The organism is Streptococcus suis (assembly GCF_046032535.1).
Classification (GTDB): Bacteria; Bacillota; Bacilli; order Lactobacillales; family Streptococcaceae; genus Streptococcus; species Streptococcus suis_AK.
Genome location: NZ_JARQPL010000007.1, coordinates 37,706 through 58,258 on the forward strand (window position 1 = coordinate 37,706; position 20,553 = coordinate 58,258).

25 protein-coding genes are annotated in these 20,553 nt (G+C 38.9%); 20 read left to right on the forward strand and 5 right to left on the reverse strand.

What is annotated here, in order from left to right; genetic code table 11:
• Window positions 1-72 precede the first annotated feature (72 nt).
• Both P7J58_RS03655 and P7J58_RS03660 read right to left on the reverse strand, forming a co-directional pair.
• Window positions 73-1,149 carry a sensor histidine kinase gene (locus P7J58_RS03655; protein ID WP_408555723.1) on the reverse strand — a complete coding sequence of 359 codons (1,077 nt, stop codon included), beginning with the start codon at window positions 1,147-1,149 and terminating at the stop codon, window positions 73-75.
• Window positions 1,134-1,805 (reverse strand): response regulator transcription factor, encoded by a 672-nt coding sequence (locus tag P7J58_RS03660; RefSeq protein WP_105114845.1) that lies wholly within the window; start codon window positions 1,803-1,805, stop codon window positions 1,134-1,136. Before P7J58_RS03660 ends, P7J58_RS03655 begins: the two co-directional genes overlap by 16 nt.
• A 286-nt stretch (window positions 1,806-2,091) precedes the next feature.
• Between P7J58_RS03660 and P7J58_RS03665 the strand changes: the two genes are divergently transcribed.
• Genes P7J58_RS03665 through P7J58_RS03680 form a run of 4 tightly spaced genes read left to right on the forward strand, consistent with a single transcriptional unit; the run spans window position 2,092 to window position 6,044 of the window.
• The gene (locus P7J58_RS03665; RefSeq protein ID WP_408555724.1) at window positions 2,092-2,799 is read left to right on the forward strand and encodes an ABC transporter ATP-binding protein; all 708 of its coding nucleotides are present in this window, start codon (window positions 2,092-2,094) and stop codon (window positions 2,797-2,799) included.
• A 6-nt stretch (window positions 2,800-2,805) separates the two neighbouring features.
• Window positions 2,806-3,606 carry a hypothetical protein gene (locus P7J58_RS03670; protein ID WP_408555725.1) on the forward strand — a complete coding sequence of 267 codons (801 nt, stop codon included), beginning with the start codon at window positions 2,806-2,808 and terminating at the stop codon, window positions 3,604-3,606.
• On the forward strand, window positions 3,599-4,288 hold the full coding sequence (locus tag P7J58_RS03675; protein ID WP_408555726.1) for a hypothetical protein: 690 nt from the start codon (window positions 3,599-3,601) through the stop codon (window positions 4,286-4,288). The genes P7J58_RS03670 and P7J58_RS03675 overlap by 8 nt, the downstream gene beginning before the upstream one ends.
• Complete coding sequence (locus P7J58_RS03680) at window positions 4,281-6,044, forward strand: ABC transporter ATP-binding protein (protein WP_408555727.1); 1,764 nt, start codon at window positions 4,281-4,283, stop codon at window positions 6,042-6,044. Before P7J58_RS03675 ends, P7J58_RS03680 begins: the two co-directional genes overlap by 8 nt.
• A 128-nt stretch (window positions 6,045-6,172) precedes the next feature.
• Here P7J58_RS03680 and P7J58_RS03685 read toward each other — a convergent pair whose 3' ends face one another.
• The 3 genes from P7J58_RS03685 to P7J58_RS03695 all read right to left on the reverse strand — a co-directional run bounded on the left by P7J58_RS03685 (window position 6,173) and on the right by P7J58_RS03695 (window position 8,747).
• Window positions 6,173-6,571, reverse strand: a complete 399-nt coding sequence (locus P7J58_RS03685; protein ID WP_408555728.1) for a DUF5684 domain-containing protein — start codon at window positions 6,569-6,571, stop codon at window positions 6,173-6,175.
• A gap of 130 nt (window positions 6,572-6,701) precedes the next feature.
• A complete protein-coding gene (gene pepT / locus P7J58_RS03690) occupies window positions 6,702-7,922 on the reverse strand; it encodes a peptidase T (RefSeq protein ID WP_024415822.1) in 1,221 nt (406 codons plus the stop codon).
• 9 nt (window positions 7,923-7,931) lie between these two features.
• Window positions 7,932-8,747 (reverse strand): Cof-type HAD-IIB family hydrolase, encoded by an 816-nt coding sequence (locus P7J58_RS03695; protein ID WP_408555729.1) that lies wholly within the window; start codon window positions 8,745-8,747, stop codon window positions 7,932-7,934.
• 405 nt (window positions 8,748-9,152) lie between these two features.
• Here P7J58_RS03695 and P7J58_RS03700 point away from each other — a divergent pair, with 405 nt between their 5' ends.
• The 16 genes from P7J58_RS03700 (at window position 9,153) to P7J58_RS03775 (ending at window position 20,551) form a co-directional block, all read left to right on the forward strand.
• Entirely contained in the window at window positions 9,153-9,284 is a 132-nt protein-coding gene (locus P7J58_RS03700) for a hypothetical protein (RefSeq protein WP_408555730.1), read from the forward strand.
• A 51-nt stretch (window positions 9,285-9,335) separates the two neighbouring features.
• Window positions 9,336-9,623, forward strand: a complete 288-nt coding sequence (locus tag P7J58_RS03705; protein WP_408555731.1) for a hypothetical protein — start codon at window positions 9,336-9,338, stop codon at window positions 9,621-9,623.
• A 17-nt stretch (window positions 9,624-9,640) separates the two neighbouring features.
• Window positions 9,641-9,898 (forward strand): hypothetical protein, encoded by a 258-nt coding sequence (locus tag P7J58_RS03710; protein ID WP_408555732.1) that lies wholly within the window; start codon window positions 9,641-9,643, stop codon window positions 9,896-9,898.
• A 6-nt stretch (window positions 9,899-9,904) separates the two neighbouring features.
• On the forward strand, window positions 9,905-11,251 hold the full coding sequence (locus tag P7J58_RS03715) for a DUF2130 domain-containing protein (protein ID WP_408555733.1): 1,347 nt from the start codon (window positions 9,905-9,907) through the stop codon (window positions 11,249-11,251).
• Window positions 11,238-12,038, forward strand: a complete 801-nt coding sequence (locus tag P7J58_RS03720; RefSeq protein ID WP_408555734.1) for an aminoglycoside adenylyltransferase domain-containing protein — start codon at window positions 11,238-11,240, stop codon at window positions 12,036-12,038. The genes P7J58_RS03715 and P7J58_RS03720 overlap by 14 nt, the downstream gene beginning before the upstream one ends.
• A gap of 52 nt (window positions 12,039-12,090) precedes the next feature.
• A complete protein-coding gene (locus P7J58_RS03725; RefSeq protein ID WP_029172144.1) occupies window positions 12,091-12,324 on the forward strand; it encodes a DUF1858 domain-containing protein in 234 nt (77 codons plus the stop codon).
• Entirely contained in the window at window positions 12,321-13,646 is a 1,326-nt protein-coding gene (locus P7J58_RS03730) for a DUF438 domain-containing protein (RefSeq protein WP_408555735.1), read from the forward strand. Before P7J58_RS03725 ends, P7J58_RS03730 begins: the two co-directional genes overlap by 4 nt.
• A 33-nt stretch (window positions 13,647-13,679) precedes the next feature.
• Window positions 13,680-14,111, forward strand: coding sequence for a hypothetical protein (locus P7J58_RS03735; RefSeq protein WP_228376853.1), 432 nt, complete (start codon window positions 13,680-13,682; stop codon window positions 14,109-14,111).
• A 52-nt stretch (window positions 14,112-14,163) separates the two neighbouring features.
• Window positions 14,164-15,054 (forward strand): tRNA pseudouridine(55) synthase TruB, encoded by an 891-nt coding sequence (truB, locus tag P7J58_RS03740; RefSeq protein ID WP_408555742.1) that lies wholly within the window; start codon window positions 14,164-14,166, stop codon window positions 15,052-15,054.
• Between the two features lie 19 nt (window positions 15,055-15,073).
• Window positions 15,074-15,997 carry a bifunctional riboflavin kinase/FAD synthetase gene (locus P7J58_RS03745; RefSeq protein WP_408555736.1) on the forward strand — a complete coding sequence of 308 codons (924 nt, stop codon included), beginning with the start codon at window positions 15,074-15,076 and terminating at the stop codon, window positions 15,995-15,997.
• Complete coding sequence (locus P7J58_RS03750) at window positions 15,990-16,727, forward strand: potassium channel family protein (protein WP_408555737.1); 738 nt, start codon at window positions 15,990-15,992, stop codon at window positions 16,725-16,727. Before P7J58_RS03745 ends, P7J58_RS03750 begins: the two co-directional genes overlap by 8 nt.
• Before the next feature lie 73 nt (window positions 16,728-16,800).
• Complete coding sequence (locus P7J58_RS03755) at window positions 16,801-17,202, forward strand: Spx/MgsR family RNA polymerase-binding regulatory protein (protein WP_009909989.1); 402 nt, start codon at window positions 16,801-16,803, stop codon at window positions 17,200-17,202.
• A gap of 14 nt (window positions 17,203-17,216) precedes the next feature.
• Window positions 17,217-17,495 (forward strand): UPF0223 family protein, encoded by a 279-nt coding sequence (locus tag P7J58_RS03760; RefSeq protein WP_332422349.1) that lies wholly within the window; start codon window positions 17,217-17,219, stop codon window positions 17,493-17,495.
• A complete protein-coding gene (locus P7J58_RS03765) occupies window positions 17,485-18,243 on the forward strand; it encodes an inositol monophosphatase family protein (RefSeq protein ID WP_024375673.1) in 759 nt (252 codons plus the stop codon). Before P7J58_RS03760 ends, P7J58_RS03765 begins: the two co-directional genes overlap by 11 nt.
• The gene (locus P7J58_RS03770) at window positions 18,243-19,544 is read left to right on the forward strand and encodes an RsmF rRNA methyltransferase first C-terminal domain-containing protein (RefSeq protein WP_408555738.1); all 1,302 of its coding nucleotides are present in this window, start codon (window positions 18,243-18,245) and stop codon (window positions 19,542-19,544) included. Before P7J58_RS03765 ends, P7J58_RS03770 begins: the two co-directional genes overlap by 1 nt.
• Before the next feature lie 137 nt (window positions 19,545-19,681).
• The gene (locus P7J58_RS03775) at window positions 19,682-20,551 is read left to right on the forward strand and encodes a phosphate ABC transporter substrate-binding protein PstS (RefSeq protein ID WP_408555739.1); all 870 of its coding nucleotides are present in this window, start codon (window positions 19,682-19,684) and stop codon (window positions 20,549-20,551) included.
• Window positions 20,552-20,553: the final 2 nt, after the last annotated feature.

The following is a 20,553-nucleotide window of genomic DNA, read 5'->3' on the forward strand; positions in this document are numbered from 1 at the left end:
TGAGAGTGGGAATCCCTGTTAGAAGGTTAACAGGGAAATCAATGATTCATCAACCGTAGGTCTTACAGATATCTAGACTGGAATGTAAATAGTGACAAGAGCACCATTCTCAAAATTACTCAAATTTACTTGTCCTCCATGAATTTTTGCTACCCGCTTAACAAATGCTAATCCAATTCCGAAATGACTTCCTTGCTCAGAATTTGTTGCCTGTTTGTCTTGATAGAATAGTAACCCATATTTCTCTAGTAAATTCTCCGAGAATGAAGAATCGCTATTCCATATGGAAATGTAAAATTTATTATCTTTTAACTTGTAATCTACTCTTATTACTGGATAATTGCTTTTGGAATGGTCAATCGCATTATTGATAATATTTAGGATAGCTCGTAGGAATAGGTTTAGATTAAGCGTTAAATAGATAGGGATTGGTAGGTTGTTTGAAAATTGAATATTAGCTTTTTTGTCAGTAATTAGCCTAATTTCTTGTTCAAATAATTCAAGTAAGTAATCCGAAGACAAACTCTCCCAATTGGAAGTATCATTATAGAATGTTTTAGAGTAATAGATGAGCTGGTTAAAGTATCTATTAAGTTGTTGGCTGGCAAGTTCGATATCTCCTAAACATTGCCCAATATTTCCAGTAATATCCATAGACTGTAAAAATTGAGCATTTCCTTGAATAACTGTTAAAGGTGTTTTCAGATCATGCGCTGCAGCTGAGACTTGAAACATCAGCTCCTTTTTTTGCTGTTTTTCAGATTGAATCATTTTTTTTATCGTTGACTGCATTTCCTGAATTTTTTGTCTTGTTTCAATCAGTTCAATTAAGGTTAACTTAGCTAGGTCATGTTCATTTGTATCAACCAGTAGACTTTGATTATAAACAATGTTTGTTTCTTGTCTTATCTTTTCTAAAAGATTGCTCATATTTTTAGCAATAATAGAAAACAAAATTAGACTAATATAAATCCAAGAAATCGTACTGAAATAGATAGTAAACGCACCTGCATTTTTTTCAGTAATATTAGTAAATGCAGTAAACAACATTGGTAGCAAATAAAATAGAAAAAGACTAATAAGAAATTGCTTTAATATCTTAAAATATGTCTGTTTAATCAGTTGGTTAAAAGTCAGAGCGTTATCCACTGATAACCACCTCCCCAGATCGTTTTAATTGGATTAATTTCATAAGGTTTTAATTTTTGCCTGATTTGGTATACATACTCTGTAATTGATCGCCCCTGAGTTTCAGAATCATGAGGGTAAAGATAATCAAAGAGTTCGTTATTTGAAAATGTTTTATTTGGATTGCTGGAGAGTAACAAAATTAATTGGAACTCTCTTTTTGTAGTAGGAATATGTATATCCGCAATTCTAAGTTCTTCTTTAATTTTATCAATTGCGAGAGGTCCAAACTGTAGAATATCACTAGAATTGTTATTACGTACTTCTCTACGGATATGCATCTGTACTCTTGCTACTAGTTCAGGTATGCTGAATGGCTTTGTGATATAGTCATCTGCACCGGATTGTATACCATATACAATATCCTCTTCTAAATTTTTAGCTGTTAGAAATATGATTGGAACAGGGATAAATTCTCGGATATACTTACAGATTTCAATTCCACTGTGGGGCATCATGATGTCTAAAATAATTAAATCATAGCCGATAAAATGACATATATCAATTTCTGGAATAGCAGTTCGCGTATCGACGACAAAGTTTTTATTCTCTAGAACATTTTGAATGAGTCTTAGAATAGCGGTATCATCATCTATGACTAGGACTTTATATTTCATGATTGCCTCTCCTTTGAAAATATATTCTAATCATATTGTACCATATTTACCCCGGTAATGATATAGGGGTGATAATAATCTAAATAATACAGACTTCTTATGAAAATTAGTATATAGTCTGTTACGTATACCGCTATTATATTACAATGCGATAATCTAGAATCAAAAAATTACATAGAAATCAGAAATTCTGATATTTTTCTGATAGTTGTTTTGTAGAATATGAAATGTAGATGACGAGTTTCGTCTATAATGGCATTATATTTGTAAAAGGTGGAAAAGATAAATGATACAAATTGAAAAAATTAGCAAATGTTTTGGTGGGAAAACGGTTCTTTCAGAAGTTTCGTTTACAGCTAAAGAAGGAGAAGTGACAGCACTTATTGGTCCAAATGGATCTGGTAAATCAACCTTAATAAAAATTCTGCTTGGTTTAATTTCTCCAGATGAAGGTAGAGCGACTTTTGATGGGAAAGTATATGGAGAATTGAGTGACACTCCCTTTACATATGTTGGATCCTTTTTGGATAGTTTTCAACCCAATCCAACAAGGACGGCCTATAGTCACTTGAGGTGGATTGCTTTAACTAGTGGTATAGATAAGCAGAGATGTTTAGAATGTTTAAAAATAGTTGGCCTTCAGGATGTTGGCAATAAAAAGATAAAAGACTACTCTCTTGGGATGAAACAAAGACTGGGGCTGGCTACGGCTATTTTAGCGAATCCTAAAATACTTATTTTGGATGAACCGATTAATGGACTCGATCCAGATGGAATTAGATGGGTTAGAGAGTTTCTAAGAGAATTTGTAAGAGACGATAAAATTGTTTTAATCACAAGCCATTATATGAATGAGTTAGAACTTACGGTTGATAAAATTGTAGGATTATCTAATGGTAAGGTAGTCATTGATGGTAGTAGCAAAGATGTTCTTGAAGAATATGGCTCTTTTGAGGAAGCCTATTTTAAATCTGTTACAAATGAGATGGGGTAATGCTTTATGAAAAATACTCGTAGTGAACTATACAAAATATTATCATTGCCGCTCTTTTGGATGGGGGTAGCAATTGTGATTGGAATCAGTGTATTCTTTACCTTTCAAAATATTCAAGTAATCAATGCGATAGCGAATGGTGATACAGAGATTCTTATGCTTGAAGATACAACCAGTCAATTAACAGAGTTTCAAACAGTAAGAGATGCGATATTATCTTCCCCCTATCAATCTAGTATTCTATTTTTTCCAATCTTATTTGCACTGATTCTATCTACGGAGTACAAATTTGGCCAGGAATCATTAACTAAATTATTGACACCCAAATGGCAGACGGTTTTAACAGGTCAGATTTGTTCTGGAATGATTGTAGCCAGTACGTTGACGGTTGTTCTATCTCTAATAAATAGTGCGATGCTCTATGTGATGTTAGATGAAACATTACAAGATTATCTCAATCTAAGTCTTATTTTAGAAGTAACGTTAAGAATCATTATCTTTGCCATAACATTGACATTGCTTTCAATGTTTTTAGTAAAAATAACAAGAAAGCCTATTCCATCAGTTATTGTTATTGTAAGTCTTCTTGTTATAACTTTATCAGGCATATTGAGAGTAGTTTCTCCGACACTTGAAAATTTATTACCCCTAATAGGTGCAAAGTCATTTGCATTTGGAAGAGTAGAAAATAACAATCCTTCAGAAATTTATGGTTTGTTATTATTACTATCTCAAGCATCAATAGTAACTATTTTGATGTATATTAAAGCTTGGTATAAAAATCAGAAGGACAAGAAATATGGATGAAACAGTATATGCTCTTATTTATAAAAAATACAGTTTGAATGCGGTAAAAATACAAATTTTAAGTCAGTTACTGCTTATTCTATTTACCTGTATTCTTAGTTTGATAACATTTGAAATCAATAATAATTATATTGTGTTATCAATTAATCAAATTTTGGTAATTGCATCTTATTTATTTATGATAGGTGGCCTGATAAATGGCTCTATGGAAGTTGAGAATCCAGAATCTAAAATAGTCTATTTATTAACTGGAAACAAAAATAGTAGTACACAAAAAATCATTATTGTTGAGTTGATAGACTGTGCATTACAAGCCATTCTATCATTTTTAGTTATCGTAAGTTTCTTCACATTTAAAGGAACTATTAAAGAAGTTAGCGTAATACAGTTTATCTCTTATCTATTAAGTAGCATTTTGTGTTTCCTCATTGCATATTATTTAACTTTATTTTTTAAGAGTTCGATGACAGCGTTAGCTACTTTGTTGCTATTTCCAATATTAGTTATCCCCTATATTGAACGTGTATTTTCTGGAGCATTACCATACATTTATTATGAAACTATTTCTGAAAGCTTCAAAATATCAGCAATATCTGCTAGTCATATCATACTATTATTGTGGAATTTGATTTTACTCCTATTAATTTATTTGAAAGTCAAAAAGAGGTTGAAAAATGAATAGTCAAAAACATTCAGAAGTCACTTTCAGGGAATTTTTAACATTACTAAAACCGTATAAAATAGCTATAAGTATTGCTTTGATTATTGCACTTATTTCGTCGACATTATCAATTTTTCAACCAATACTTCTTTCAAAAATTATTGACAATATTAACGATAATATTTTGGGGCAAACTGTAGTATTTTTCTCCATAATAGTATTGTTATCTGCAATCCTTAACTCAATTAAGCAGTATATATTGGAGAGTATTAGTGAAAATTTAGTGAGTAGTTTACGAATTCAAATTGTGAATCGATCAATAAAATATAAGATTGAAGTATTTGATACTAAAAAGATTGGGGATTTAGCATCAATCTTGAGTGCAGATACAGCCCAGCTAAGGGGGATTTTGAGTCAAGGAATAGTAGAATTGGTATCGCAAACATTTACAATGATATTTGCATTAATTATGATGTTTTATCTTGATGTTCAATTATTTGGTGTATCTTTGTTAGCCGTTCTCTCTCTTTTGATGTGTGGCTTGTTGTTTGGGAAAAAAACTAGACCGATTGCGAAGGATTTACAAGAAGTAGTTGGAGAGTTATCCTCTGAGTTGGAACGAACTTTGCGGGGTATTAGGACTATTCGAGCATTTTTATCAGAAGATATTTTTATTGAAAGAATGAGCTGTGTTGTAACTAATGCGACAAAAATTGGTAAAAAAGTAGCTATTTTTAAATCAATAATAAGTGGTTTTTCCAATATAGCACTACAAATAATGCTTATAACGATTATTGGAATTGGTTCAATTAGAGTTGCTACAGGGATTATATCTATTGGAAATCTAAGCGCCTTTATAATGTATGTGATGTTAGTGCTGACTCCAGCTGCAATGTTAGGAGGAGTATTATCATCAATAAATGAGGGGTTGGGAGCTTATTCGAGAATTAAACTTGCATTGGAACTTCCGATAGAAGAAGATGTAAATTCTTTAGCCGTTCTTGATAAAAAAGGAAATCAGGCTTTGCAAATTAAAAATTTGACCTTTAAATATAAAGACAATTCTGATAAAAATATTCTAAACAAGATTGATATTTCTGTTAATGGTCCGGGAGTGACAGCATTAGTTGGACCGTCTGGCTCAGGAAAAACAACTATATTTGAACTTATTGAAAGATTTTATGATTCAGATAATGGGTTAATAGAATTGTATGGAAATAATATTTATGATTTGCCAATTAAAGTTCTTCGTTCAAAGATAACCTTTGTGGAACAAAATGCTTCAATCTTTTCTGGCACAGTACTAGAGAATCTACAAATTGCTAATCAAAATGCTTCAAGATTTGACTGCTTGAACGCACTTAATTTGGTTAATCTTTTTCAGGATATTCCTACTGAAGAAATACTAGATAGAGTAATAGGGGAGTCTGGAATCACTTTGAGTGGTGGTGAAAAGCAAAGGCTATCATTAGCTAGGGCCTTAATTTCTCCAAATGACATAATATTATTGGATGAGACTACATCAAATTTAGATAGTATAAACGAGTCGAAAATTCAACAATTAATTAAAGATTTATCTAGCAAGAAGACTGTCTTAATAATTGCTCATAGATTATCTACTATTCAAAATGCTGATTCAATTTATTTAATAAGAGAAGGCGAAGTACGTGACTTCGGTACTCACCAAGAATTACTATCAAGGAATAAATTCTATAAAGAATTGGTTGAAACTCAGTTCATCAATACCGAAATATGTGGAAGTGATAAAATTGATTGAGTTAAACCTTAGATGATTTTTTTAGTAAACAAATTAGGGCTGAAAAGCTATAAAAATATTTATCATTAATTAATGACATAATAAAAAGCACACAACTCTTACTATCAAGTTGAGTTGTGTACTTTTTATTAGTCGATAAAGAATTTCTGAGGACCTTGGTAACGGCTTCCGTCATTAAAGGCGATGTAGAGGTTAAAGATAGGTGTAAGAAGAACATAGAAGATAGCTTGTACAGCTGACAAACCGAAGCTACGACCAAAATTGTAAACGAGATAGATGCCATATAATGGCCCTGCTAGTGGAATCAGTAAGAATAGAATGAACCATCTTTTTTCATAGCCAAAGGCGATGCATTGTTGGATATAGAGGTTATAGATTGGAATGATAGATTTCCAACCTGCATAGCCCGCTTTTTTGAAGAGGATGTAGTTGGAAATAGCAACTAGGATATACCAAATAAATGAGAAAATCATAGTAGCACCCCAAAGACCAACTAAAATACCTTGCGCAAATGTTTCTTCTGTCATATTAAAACTCCATTTCTTTTTGATGGTTCTATTATAACAGTATTAGTTCAATAATACAAGTAGTTTTTCAAAAATTTTGAAAGATTTTCAGAAAAAATCAGACCTTCAATTGAAAGTCTGAACAAATTGTTTATTTATATGCTACAATACCTAAAATCACATCAACAGCTTTTTCCATGGTTTCCAAGCTGACGAACTCGAAGCGACCGTGCATGTTTTCGCCACCTGCGAAGATATTTGGCGTTGGAATGCCCATGAAGGAAATCTTGGAGCCGTCTGTTCCTCCGCGAACAGGCTCAATCAGTGGCTTGATACCTAGATTTTCCATGACGTCCTTAGCAATGTTAATTGGAGTCATATCTTTTTCGATGATTTTCTTCATGTTGTAGTACTGGTCATGTAGGTTGACAATGACACGTGGAGTGTCAAAATTGGCATTCATCTTTTCAGCGATGTCCAGCATGAGCTGTTTGCGGGCAAGGAAATCCTCTTCCTCAAAGTCGCGGATGATGTAGGAGGTAGAAGCAGTATCAACGCTGCCTTCCATATTCATCAAATGGAAGAAACCCTCATAGCCTTCTGTTTTCTCAGGGCGGTCTGCTTCTGGAAGGGCATTGTGGAAATCAATAGCCATTTGGAAGGCATTGATCATCTGGTCCTTAGCAGATCCTGGGTGGACATTACGTCCTAGGAAATCAATCTTGGCACCTGCTGCTGAGAAGGTTTCGTACTGGAGTTCCCCCAGCGGTCCGCCGTCCATGGTGTAGGCAAAGTCCACATCGAAGTCTTCCACATCAAACTTGTCTGCTCCGACACCGATTTCCTCGTCAGGACCAAAGCCGACACGGATTTCGCAGTGCTTGATGTCAGGATTTTGGACTAGGAATTCAATCGCTGTCATGATTTCTGCAATTCCTGACTTGTCATCAGAGCCTAGCAAGGTAGTACCGTCAGTGGTAATCAAGGTTTGACCGTGGTAGTTGGCAAGTTGTGGGAAGTCTTTTGGATGCAATTCGTAGCCAGAAGTTCCCAAAGCGATTGGGTTGCCGTCGTAGTTTTCGATGATTTGCGGATTGACACCTTCAGCGTTGAAATCAGCCGTATCCATGTGGGCGATGAAGCCAATCTTACGTGTCAAACTTGGGTCGTTGGCAGGCAGTGTTCCCACAGCAAAGCCGTTCGGTAGGTAGTGGACATTCTGTAAGCCGATGCGTTTCATTTCAGGCAGAAGGATGTTCTGGGCGAACTCGACTTGGTTTTGGGTAGAAGGTGTGGTTGTCGAGTTTTCATCTGAGCGAGTATTTTCTTTGACATAGACTAAAAAGCGGTCTAAGAGTGTTGGGTATTTCATAGTGTCTCCTTATTTGTTCAAAATATGTTTTTCAATGGCTTTGGCAACGCCGTTGTTTTCATTGGTGTCCGTGATGTCCTGGGCGATCGCCTTGACCTGTTCGTTGGCGTTGCCCATGGCGATTCCCAGACCGGCAAATTCAATCATTTCCAGGTCGTTGTTGGCATCTCCCATAGCCATGATTTCTTCTGGGAGGATACCGAGGCGGTCTGCCAATTTTTTCAAACCAGTGGCCTTGCTAGCTCCGTTTGGCAAAATTTCCAAGAGATAGTCCTGTGAACGAACGGTTGAATAGCGCTGGCTGAGTACAGGATTGTGTTGCTTTTCAAAGGCATCAATATGCTCTTTTTCACCGACGAACATGGCTTCAAAGAAGCGATGCTGACCTGACAAAGCTTCCTTCAAATCAATTGGTTGAGGAGTCATGCCGACTAAACTGGCATCTAAGTTGACACGTGCATTGGCTTTTTCTGCAAGAACGAAATAGTCCTCCTCATCAAAGAGAGAAATTTGCACATCATCATTTTTAATAAAAGTGGAAAGATAATTAATATCTGAGATAGATAGTTCTTCCCAGTCAATCAGGCTCCAATCCTTTGTCGAATGGGTTGAACAGCCGTTATTGACAATGATAAATTCTTCTTCAGTGTCAAAGCCGAGTTGCTCTACAAAAGGCTTAACACCAGCCAAGGGCCGACCAGTACAAAGAACAATCTTGACGCCCGCTTCAACAGCCTGATGGATGGCATCGATTTGCGGTTGCATCAGCTCTTTTTTCTCGTTTAAAAGGGTTCCGTCCATATCAAGAGCGATTAGTTTAATCATATAAACCTCCTTGTTTTCAATACATCTAGTATAGCATAAAATGAGAAAGGAATGATTGAAATACTAAACTCTGTTCTATATTGTAAAATAAATTGGGTGGCGGATAGATGAAATGAAAGTGTAAAAAATAGAAGTGTTTCAAAAATGACAATGTTCATTATGTGGCAGGAAAGTCTAACATTGCTAGGGGATACAAAACATGGAGTATGAGCCATATAAACAAAGGTAAGGACTGTCTATGAAAGATGTTATAAAAAATAATTCAGATTTCAAGATACCGTTTTTCGATCCTCTGGAATGAATAGCACTCGTGCTTGATTATGCTTAAAGAAATAGAGACAATGGAAATATCGGTTATGGACCAGTATTTTTTGGTATAATAGGGGAATAGAAGAGGAGTTATGTATGAAGATTAGTGTTCAGAAAGAATCCGAGATGTATCTGTTAACTATTTCCTACCCTGTTCCAGCTAGTTTGGCAGAAGCTTGGGACTTGTTGGCGACAGATAGTGGTTTTGCCCGCTGGTTTCCACAGTAAAACATTGTAGGAAATACGCTGGTTTTTGAAATGGAAGACTTCTGTGAAACCATGGATTTACTGGAATATCGAAAAAATGAGAAAATTGCCTACAGGTGGGATTCAGCAACAGTTTCATTTACACTGTCCCAGTTAGAAAATCAGACCTTGATTACTTTTGAAGAACGAATTCCAGAAGATTTTGGTAATGAATTTGCAAATGCGCAAAAAGATATGACCGGCTGGCTGGTGCAGAATGAATGTATCAAAAACCTCTTAGAAGGTCAGGACCTGCCTGCACGTCAACCATTGCAGGAAAAGTGGAGTACTTTTCTGGAGCTTGAATTAGAAGGTCTTTAATCTGAAAGGAGGTTGTTATGAAAAAGTGGTGGGAACAACTGAAAGAAGAATATTACGAAACACGGTTTGATTCTAATGAAGATTGGATGGAATGGTTTATCAAACGGAAGATGACCTGGGGATGGAGATGGCCGACTGCCATAACGATTTTTGTCCTTTGGGCTCTATCGCTTCCAGATGCTAGAAATGCGGTTCGTTTCTTTTATTTTTTATTGGCGCTTGGAGTAGCTACTATTTTACACAAACTGATATCTTATTTTAGAAAACGAAAGTGAGAGAATATGCATACTATTACTTGCCCCCATTGCTCTACCGTTTTTACGGTCAATGAGACAGAATACAGTCAGCTGTTAGCCCAGGTACGTGGTGCGGAGTTTGACAAAGAAATCCATGACCGTTTGGAGCGAGAACGGGAATTATTAAATCAAAAGGCTGAAAATGATTTGCAGGCCAAACTGGGTGATAAGGACAAGGAAATCCTTGAACTGTCGGCACGTTTGGACAAGCTGGCTAGTCAGACGGAGCTGGAAATCAGCTCTGCTATTTCCAAAAAGGACCAAGAAATTCTAGAACTGACAGCAAAGTTGGACAAGTTGTCTAGTCAGACGGAGCTGGAAGTCAGCTCTGCTATTTCCAAAAAAGACCAAGAAATCCAAGAGCTTAAGGCTCAGTTGGGGCAAATCGGTCTTGCCAAGGACTTGGAGTTGCAGCAGGCGGTAGCTCAGGTGGAAAAAGAGCGGGATGCGGCACAAAATGCTTTGGTTTTGCAGGAACAAAAGCAAGAGTTAGCCCTGGCGACCACTCGTCAGGAGTATGAGGTGCGGCTCAAGGCGGCGGATGAGCAGGTGGAATTTTACAAAAATTTCAAGGCCCAGCAGTCCACCAAGGCAATCGGTGAGAGTTTGGAACTTTATGCAGAGGCAGAGTTTAACAAGGTGCGGCAGCTGGCCTTTCCAAATGCTTACTTTGAGAAGGATAATCAGGTGTCGGCACGGGGATCCAAGGGAGACTACATCTATCGGGAGTTGGACGAGAATGGGGTGGAAATCATCTCCATTATGTTTGAGATGAAGAACGAGGCGGACGATACGGTCAAGAAGCACAAGAACGAGGACTTTTTCAAGGAGTTGGACAAGGACCGTCGGGAGAAGGACTGCGAATATGCGGTTTTGGTGACCATGTTGGAAGCGGATAACGACTACTACAACACGGGTATCGTGGATGTCAGCCACAAGTACGAGAAGATGTACGTGGTGCGGCCCCAGTTCTTTATTCAGCTGATTGGTCTTTTGCGAAATGCTGCGTTGAACAGCTTGAAATACAAGCAGGAGCTGGCCTTGGTCAGAGAACAGCATATCGACATTACCCATTTTGAAGAAGATTTGGCTACTTTCAAGACAGCCTTTGCCAAGAACTACCAGTCAGCCAGCAATAATTTCCAGAAAGCAATTGATGAAATCGACAAGGCAATCAAGCGTATGGAGGCTGTCAAGGCAGCCCTGACCACCAGTGAAAACCAGCTCAGATTGGCCAATAATAAACTGGAAGATGTTTCTGTCAAAAAACTAACCCGTAATAACCCTACGATGAAGGCGAAGTTTGAGGCGTTGAAAGATGCGAGAGAATGATATTCAAGAATTACTGAAAGAAATTTCTTTCATATTCCAAAATGAATTAGGAGAAAATCTAGTTGGTATCTATCTGCATGGTTCGCTTGCAATGGATAGTTTTACTTGGGAAACCAGTGATATAGATTTTCTAGTAGTTGTTGAATATTCCTTAACACAGATAGAAAAAATAAGAATAATTCAATCTCTTTATACTTTGTTGCCCAAATCCCCTCCTAAAGGTTTGGAGATGAGTATTGTATTGAAAAATTGTCTTAAATCATGTAACTATCCTGTTCCATATGAATTACATTTTTCAAATATGCATATTCAGACTATCCATGATAATATAGAAAAATATTGCGATAATATGCAGGGGGTGGACAAGGATTTAACTGCTCATATTATGGTTATCTGGCATAGAGGAATTGTTTTATGTGGTCCAGCTATACAACAATTGTTTGAAGAGCCGTGCAGGTTCGAATATTTGGATAGTATCTGGTATGATATTCAAAATAGTGAAGGAACGGTCTTAGATAAACCTGTCGATACCATTCTAAATTTATGTCGAACTCTTGCCTACCTTGATGAAAATATCATTCTATCCAAAAGAGAAGGTGGGGTGTGGGAACTTACAGTTTGTCATCCTATGTACCAAACTCTGCTAGAAGATACTTTAGCAGTTTACAATGGAGAACGATTAGAGGCAGTAATTGATAAGCAGTTAGCAAAACGATTTGTGGAAGAGCAGATGAGGCAAATACAGAAAAGCCTAAAAATAAACTTTAATGATGTGAGTGAAAAATAGTATGCATCAAAAATAGCCAGTGACATTATGATAGAATACTAAGGAGCCAGAAATGAATACAATCGACCTAAATCTGCCTGTTGCAGAGATTATCAACCAGCACCCAGAAGTCAAGGAGATTCTGGTGGAGCTTGGTTTCAAGCCCCTGGCCAATCCAGCCATGCTGAACACAGTTGGTAAGGTGACCAGTCTCAAGACAGGCTCCAAGATGACCAAGATTCCGCTAGACCGTATTCAACAGGTCTTGGAATGCAACGGATACGAGGTAATAGGAGGAGAAGCATGACAGACCAACGGATTGACATTCTGAAGAACATTCTCTTGGACCTGCACAACGGTGCCAGTCCAGAGTCTGTTCAGGACCAGTTTAATCAGCATTTCACGGGGGTTTCTGCCCTCGAAATCTCCCTAATGGAGCATGAACTCATGTCCAGCGACACGGGCATCACTTTTGAAGACGTCATGAGCCTCTGCAATATCCACGCCAACCTTTTCAAAGGAGCTATTGCAGATGTGGAAGTGGCGGATATGGACCAGGAAGGGCACCCTGTCTATGTCTTCAAGCAGGAAAACCTAGCACTGCGGGCAGCTCTCCTACGCATCCGCCGTATCCTTGACCAGTATGAGCAGACAGAAGATGCGGAACTGCAAGACCAGCTCCAGCAAGGGTTGACACGCCAGTTTGGCCTTCTCGGTCAGTTTGAAAACCACTATACGCGCAAGGAAAAGGTCTTTTTTCCAATCATGGAACGCTACGGTCACGATGCACCGCCTAAGGTCATGTGGGGCGTGGACGACGAGATTCGCGACCTATTCAAGACGGCCCGCAAGGCTCTTGCCACAGGCGACCTAGCTGCGACACGTGCTCACTTTGAAAACTTCGCCAAGGAATTCGAGGAGATGATTTTCAAGGAGGAAGCCATTCTCCTCATGATTTTGCTGGAGATTTTCACCCAGGACGACTGGCTCCAAGTGGCAGCGGATAGCGACGCCTACGGCTACGCCATCGTCAAGCCGACAGCCAAGTGGGTACCTCATCGGGAGAATTTTGGGGAAATAGCAGAGCAGGCAGCTGACAGTCTTGCTCCGCAGCCTGCTGGGTTAAACCAGCAGATTATCGATACGCCAGAAGGCCAGTTCACCATTACCTTCACACCCAAGGAAAAGTCGGAAACTGTTCAGGATAGGACCAGTCCGCAGACCTTTGGCAATGGTTACTTGTCTGTCGAGCAGGCCAATCTCATTCTCAACCATTTACCGATGGAACTCACCTTTGTCAACAAGGACGACATTTTCCAATATTATAATGACAGCCACCCTGTTGAAGACATGATTTTCAAACGGACGCCAAGCCAGATAGGACGTCATGTGGAGTTCTGCCATCCACCCAAAATCTTAGACAAGGTCAAGAAGATTTTTGAACTGCTTCGCACGGGACAAAAAAACCAGGTGACCATGTGGTTCAAGTCCGAGAGTATGGGCAAGTTTGTCTATGTGGTCTATAAGGCCGTGCGTGATGACCAGGGAGAGTTTCAAGGCGTCTTGGAATACGTCCAAGATATCCAACCATTTTTTGAGATTGACAGCGATTTTCATCGGGATATTTAGAAAATCTTGTATGTAATTGTGAAAGGAAAGAAAATGAAACAATTTGAACGCATATATGAGAATATAGATTTAATTATCTTCAGAGCAGATTATATTGAGGGAAGAAGTGTAGAAGTAGCAGTTAGTCTAAATGAACACGACTATTTGATACAGCATGTTGATAAAAAAGGCTTAGTTGAAAATGAACCAGAATATACTCCTATTCGTATGAGCAAGGCAAAAAAATTCAGAGAATTTTTGAAAGAAATTAAATTATTGGAGTGGCCTACCCTAAAATTAGGAGATAAAGGATATCATGATGCTCCGTTGACATTCTCTTACGGCTATGACGAAGAGGAAGAGGTCGGGATTGACGAAGCTGTTCCCTTTGGTGCGGTGCCTTCTGAAACCATGCGACGTGTTCATAAGGAACTGGAGAATTTGATAGGTACGACTTTTGGTAGCTATCGTTTTTATGATGAGTAAAAAATAAAGGACCGCCCACAAGTGCGGTCCTTTATGTTATAATGGGAACATGATTTCAGGAATTATTAACGTCAAAAAAGAAGCGGGCATGACCTCGCACGATGTGGTTTTTAAGCTCCGCAAGATTTTGCAGGAGAAGAAGATTGGGCATGGTGGGACCTTGGACCCAGATGTGACAGGCGTTCTGCCCATTGCAGTCGGCAAGGCCACTCGCATGATTGAGTATATGCAGGAAGAGGGCAAGATTTACGAAGGGGAGATTACCATCGGCTACTCGACCACGACAGAAGATGCATCGGGCGATATGGTCGAGCGGACACCAGTTTTGGACATAGCAGAGCAGGCAGTTGATGAGGCCATGGCTAGCTTTGTCGGTACTATTACCCAGATTCCGCCTATGTACTCTGCTGTCAAAGTAAACGGCCGCAAACTCTATGAGTACGCACGGGCGGGCGAAGAAGTCGAGCGTCCTCAACGCCAAATTGACATTTACAGTTTTGAGCGGACTAGCCCGATCGAGTTGGATGATGACTGCGCTCGTTTCACCTTCCGAGTTCGCTGTGGCAAGGGCACCTATGTCCGTACCCTGTCTGTTGACTTAGGGGCTAAGTTAGGCTACGCCAGTTATATGTCTAAGCTGGAGCGTACAGGTTCAGCTGGTATGAGTCTGGCTGATGCCTTGACCATTGAAGAGATTGCGAACAAGGTTGCTCAAAATGATTATTCCTTCCTTCGCCCAATTGAACAAGGAATTGGAGACCTACCGATTGTTGATTTGACGTTTGAGCAAGTGATTGAGGCTAGATATGGTCGTTTTATTACCTTAGATAGTCAGGTGGAATTGTTGGCAGGTTTTCATAAGGAGAAACTGGTGGCAATCATGGAAAAACGTGACCAAGTTTACAAGCCTCGTAAGGTTTTTCTAGAAGAAGTTTTAGCCTAGTTGTGATAAAATAAACAATATGAAGATTAGAACGATAAAAAATTATCAAGAACTCCATCAGGAAAAACCAACTGTTTTGGTATTAGGCTATTTTGATGGGATTCATTTGGGGCATAAGGCCCTCTTAGACCGTGCTAGACAAGTTGCAGATGAAAAAGGATTGACAGTAACTGTACTTACTTTTCCAGAAACACCTCGTCTGGCTTTTGCGCGTTTTTCACCAGAACTTTTACTCCATTTGACCAGTCAAGATCAGCGTTACCACTTGTTGGAGCAATACGGTGTAGACCAGCTGGTTTTGACAGATTTTACCAGTGAGTTTGCAAGCAATACTCCTCAGCAGTTTTTAGAACGCTACATCAAGGGGTTGAATGCACAAGTCTTAGTGGCAGGTTTCGACTATCATTTCGGAAATTGCAGAGCAGATGTGACAGACTTGATAGAGTTATTTGATGGTCAGGTAGAAATTGTAAGTGAAGTGAGCCTGGGCGGAGAGAAAGTTTCTTCAACTCGCATTCGTCAGGCTATCCAGTCAGGGGATGTCTCTCTAGCTAATCAACTTTTAGGTTATCCATTTATGACGGAGGGAATTGTGGTGCATGGAGATGCCAGAGGGCGCACCATTGGCTATCCAACTGCAAATCTGGCACCTTTTGACCGTGTCCATTTACCATCTGAGGGAGTCTACGTCGCGGATGTTGAAGTAGATGGAAAACGCTATCGAGCTATGACAAGCGTTGGGAAAAATGTGACCTTTGATGGAACGGAGATGCGGATAGAAGCTCATATTTTTGGGTTTGACCGCTTTATCTACGGAGAAAAAATAACTATTTTTTGGCTTGAAAAAATTCGAGATATGGTCAAATTTGACGGGATTGAAGGTTTGATGGAGCAGATGAAATCTGATGAGGAATTTGCCTTGCAATGGGAGAAATATGCTTAAACGATTGATTCGTCATCCTTTTTATGAGAAGGCTATGACCTACATAGCTCTAGTCTATGTATTTCTTATCGTACTTGAATTGATGGATGCTAATATTGCTAATTCTAGTGGGTATCGGGTACTAGACTTGCTCTTATGGTTTATTTTTGTCTGCGATTATTTTGCTCAGCTTTATTATGCGGATGACATACTTGAATATGTACAGGGCCATATCTTAGAATTAATTGCTATTATTCCATTCGATTTATTCTTCAGTTTTCTTCGCTTGGGAAGACTTGCACGACTCTTCAGATTAGTCAAAGTAACGAGAATATTTGCCCTGTCTAATCGATTCTGGAATACAATCAACAAGCTATTGCATACCAACAGTTTATCCAAAGTGTTGATGTTAAATATCTCAGCGGTGCTAGTTGCAAGTGTCTTACTATCAGTGATTGAAGGGAAATCATTCTTTGATGCACTTTGGTGGTCCATTGTAACGATGACAACTGTAGGGTACGGAGATATTGTCCCCCAAGATACGATTTCTAAAATTATAGCCATCCTCTTGATGTTGGTTGGTATTTGTACTTTTGGTATGGTTACCTCTACAATAACTCGTTTTTTCTCTGAAACAGAGCGTGAAACGAAGTTGGATACCTTGATGGCAAAAATAGATGAACAAAACGAAATATTGCTACGCTTAGAGAAAAAAATAGAATCTTTGGAAAAATTACAGGGAAGAGATTAGATTTACTATTGAAAACTCTTTTAAGTTAGAGTATACTATAAGAAGAAAAATGTTTTTAGAGGGGATGGAAGACATGATTACTTTATTTTTGTCACCGAGTTGTACCAGTTGTCGTAAAGCTCGTGCTTGGCTGACAAGTCACGAAGTCCCTTTTATTGAGCACAATATTATGACTAGCCCTCTAACTGCTGAGGAATTAAAGAACATTTTAGCATTGACAGAAAATGGGACAGATGACTTGATTTCTACCCGTTCAAAAGTTTTTCAGAAACTAGATATTGATGTTGATGAGCTTTCTGTGAAGCAGCTTATTGGGTTAATCGAAACCTATCCGAGTCTCTTACGGCGTCCGATTATTTTGGATGAGAAGCGGATGCAGATTGGTTTTAACGAAGATGAAATTCGTGCATTTCTTCCGCGGAAGTATCGCAAACAAGAACTAAAAAATGCTACATTGAGAGCAGAAATAGGATAAGAAAGATAACAGATATGAACAAAAATTATTCATATCCACTTGATTTTTCGTGGAGCACAGAGGAGATTTCCTCCGTGCTTTCTTTTTTGAATCAGGTGGAGGCAGCTTATGAAAAAGGAGCAGATGCGGTAGCTATATTAGCTAGTTATAAAACCTTCAAAGATGTTGTTAAAAGTAAGGGACAGGAACGTCAAATTGATCGTGACTTTGAAGCAGTTTCTGGTTATTCAACCTATCGAGTTGTTAAGGCTGCTCGAGATAAAGGGAAAGGAGTTATTCGTTTTGGAAACTAAGTATCACTTTGCCCAAACGATTGTCCTGGAAGCTGGAAATTTTCTCCGACAGCATTTACATGATGATCTTCAGATTGAAGAAAAGGGAGACTTTACAGACTTGGTAACACACCTTGATAAACAAGTGCAAGAAATGCTGACTCAACAGATTCAATCTCGCTATCAAGGTGATGGGATTTTAGGTGAGGAAGGTGGAGACGTTTCTTCTATTCATGAGGGAAATGTTTGGGTTATTGATCCAATTGATGGCACCACAAATTTTATTGCTCAGAAAACTGATTTTGCCATTATGATTGCCTATTTTGAAAATGGAGTAGGAAAGTTCGGTATCATTTATGATGTCATGCGAGACAAACTTTTCCATGGAGGAGATTCATTCCCTGTTTATTGCAATCAAGAACGCTTAAAGAAACCAGAGCTGCGCCCTCTTCGCCAGAGTTTGATAGGAATCAATGCAAAGTTGTATGCAGCCAATGCACATGGAGTGGCAGAATTAGCAAATCAAAGTTTAGGTACAAGATCTGTAGGAAGTGCTGGAATTGGTTTCGCCCACGTTCTGGAAGGAAGATTATTTGCCTATGCTTCTTATCTGTGTCCATGGGACTACGCAGCAGCCAGTATTATTGGTTCCTCTTTAGGCTTAGTCATGTTAAGTTTTGATGGTCCGAGTCTGGCCTATGATAAGCGAGAGTTTGTCATGCTAGTATCAGAATCCCATCTTGAGGAAGTGAAGGGATATATATTCTAATGCAATTACCACAGGATTTTATAGATAAATATAATCATTTGCTTGGTAGTGAAGCCCAAGCATTTTTTGAGAGCTTTGATGAGCCAGCTATTTCAGGTTTTCGGGTCAATCCGCTAAAGGAAAATCAGTTGGACTTTGAGCAACCAATTCCAGATATGCCTTGGTCTTACTATGGTAAAGTTTCAGGTAAATCGCCTGAACACGTGACTGGTTTGGTTTATTCACAAGAGCCAGCTGCACAGGTTGTCGGTCAGATTGCAGCCCCGGAAAAAGGGATGAAAGTATTGGACTTGGCAGCAGCGCCAGGAGGAAAGTCTACTCACTTGCTTTCATACTTAGAAAATACGGGGCTCTTGGTTAGTAATGAAATTTCTAACAAACGAGCAAAAATATTGGCTGAAAATATTGAGCGTTTCGGAGCGAGAAATGTTGTTGTAACAAATGAATCAGCAGACCGCTTGGAAAAGGTCTTTCCAGGATATTTCGATATGATTGTCCTAGACGCTCCCTGTTCAGGTGAAGGGATGTTTCGAAAAGACCCCGATGCGATTCAATATTGGTCCAAACATTATCCAGCACAATGTGCAAGCTTACAGCGTGAAATTTTAGAATCGGCCTTGAACATGTTGGCTCCAGATGGTCAATTGATTTATTCTACTTGCACTTGGTCACCAGAGGAAAATGAAGAAGTAGTGACGTGGCTCTTAGAACAGTATGATTTGGAACTAATAGACATTCCCAAAATCAATGGCATGGCAGAAGGAGTCGGTTATCCAGAAGTTGCTCGTATGTATCCCCACCATTTTGCAGGAGAAGGTCAGTTCGTTGCCAAATTTAGATTTCTAGGGGAAGCCAGTCAGAAAAAATTAAAACCAGGAAAATCCAATTTGAATAGAGAACAGCAATCTCTCTGGAAAGAATTTGAACAGAAGCATTTAAGGGTTCAATTGGATGGTTTACTGCAGGTTTTTGGCGACAATCTCTATCTACTGCCACACGGCCTTCCTGATTTGTCAAAAGTAAAGATTGCTCGAAATGGTCTTCACTTGGGGACGTTTAAGAAAAAAAGATTTGAACCAAGTTTTGCTTTAGGTCTAGCACTCCATAGTTCGGAGGTTAAAAATCGAGTAGAAATCAGCTTAGAAGAATTCTCGTCCTATACTGCTGGACATACAATAGCTGTGTCCAAGGATTTAGCTAATGGCTGGTATCAGGTAGCAGTTCAGGGGAACGGTCTTGGTTTCGCAAAAGTTGTATCTGGAACGCTTAAAAATGGCTTTCCAAAAGGGCTGAGATTTTAGAATAAATCAGCAGATTTTTTTTGCAACTTGTCTTTTTATATGATATAGTGGATGAGTGGAAATATCTTGTAAATTCCTTGTAAAATACAGAGTAAATTATTGGAGATTCCACTGAAAAATGTAAAGGAAAAAACGAAATGAAAAAAAAGCAGAAGCTTGGAATTGCAGCTTTGTTTCTTTTGAGTAGTATGGCTCTTTCTGGTTGTTCTTCTTGGATCGATCGAGGAGAGTCTATTACAGCCGTAGGTTCGACGGCGCTTCAACCACTTGTTGAGGCAGCAGCAGATGAATTTGGTAGTGTCAATATCGGTAAATCCATCAATGTTCAGGGTGGAGGATCAGGTACTGGCTTGTCACAAGTTCAGTCTGGAGCTGTTCAGATTGGTAACTCTGACGTATTTGCTGAGGAAAAAGATGGTATTGATGCAAGTAAACTTGTTGACCATCAAGTAGCAGTAGCTGGTTTGGCCGTTATTGTAAATGAGCAAGTATCGGTTAAAGATATTACTACAGAAGATCTGCGTAAAATTTTCACCGGTGAAATTACCAACTGGAAGGAGCTTGGTGGCAAGGATTTGGAGATTTCAATCATCAACCGTGCAGCAAGTTCTGGTTCTCGTGCAACCTTTGATACAGTCGTTATGGATGGACATGCAGCAGCTCAAAGTCAAGAGCAGGATTCAAACGGGATGGTTAAGTCCATTGTAGCTCAAACCCCAGGTGCTATTTCTTACTTGTCATTTGCTTATCTTGATGATTCTGTAAAAACAATTAAGCTTAATGGTGCTGAACCAACTGCTGAAAACGTTGCAACAAATGCTTGGCCAATTTGGTCATACGAGCACATGTATACAAAGGGAGAACCTACTGAATTGACAGAAGAGTTTCTAACATACATGATGTCTGATGAAGTTCAAAATGGTATCGTTGAAAGTATGGGATATATTTCTATTCATGATATGCAGGTTGAAAAGAGTGCTGATGGCACGGTGACTGAGAAGGAGTAAGC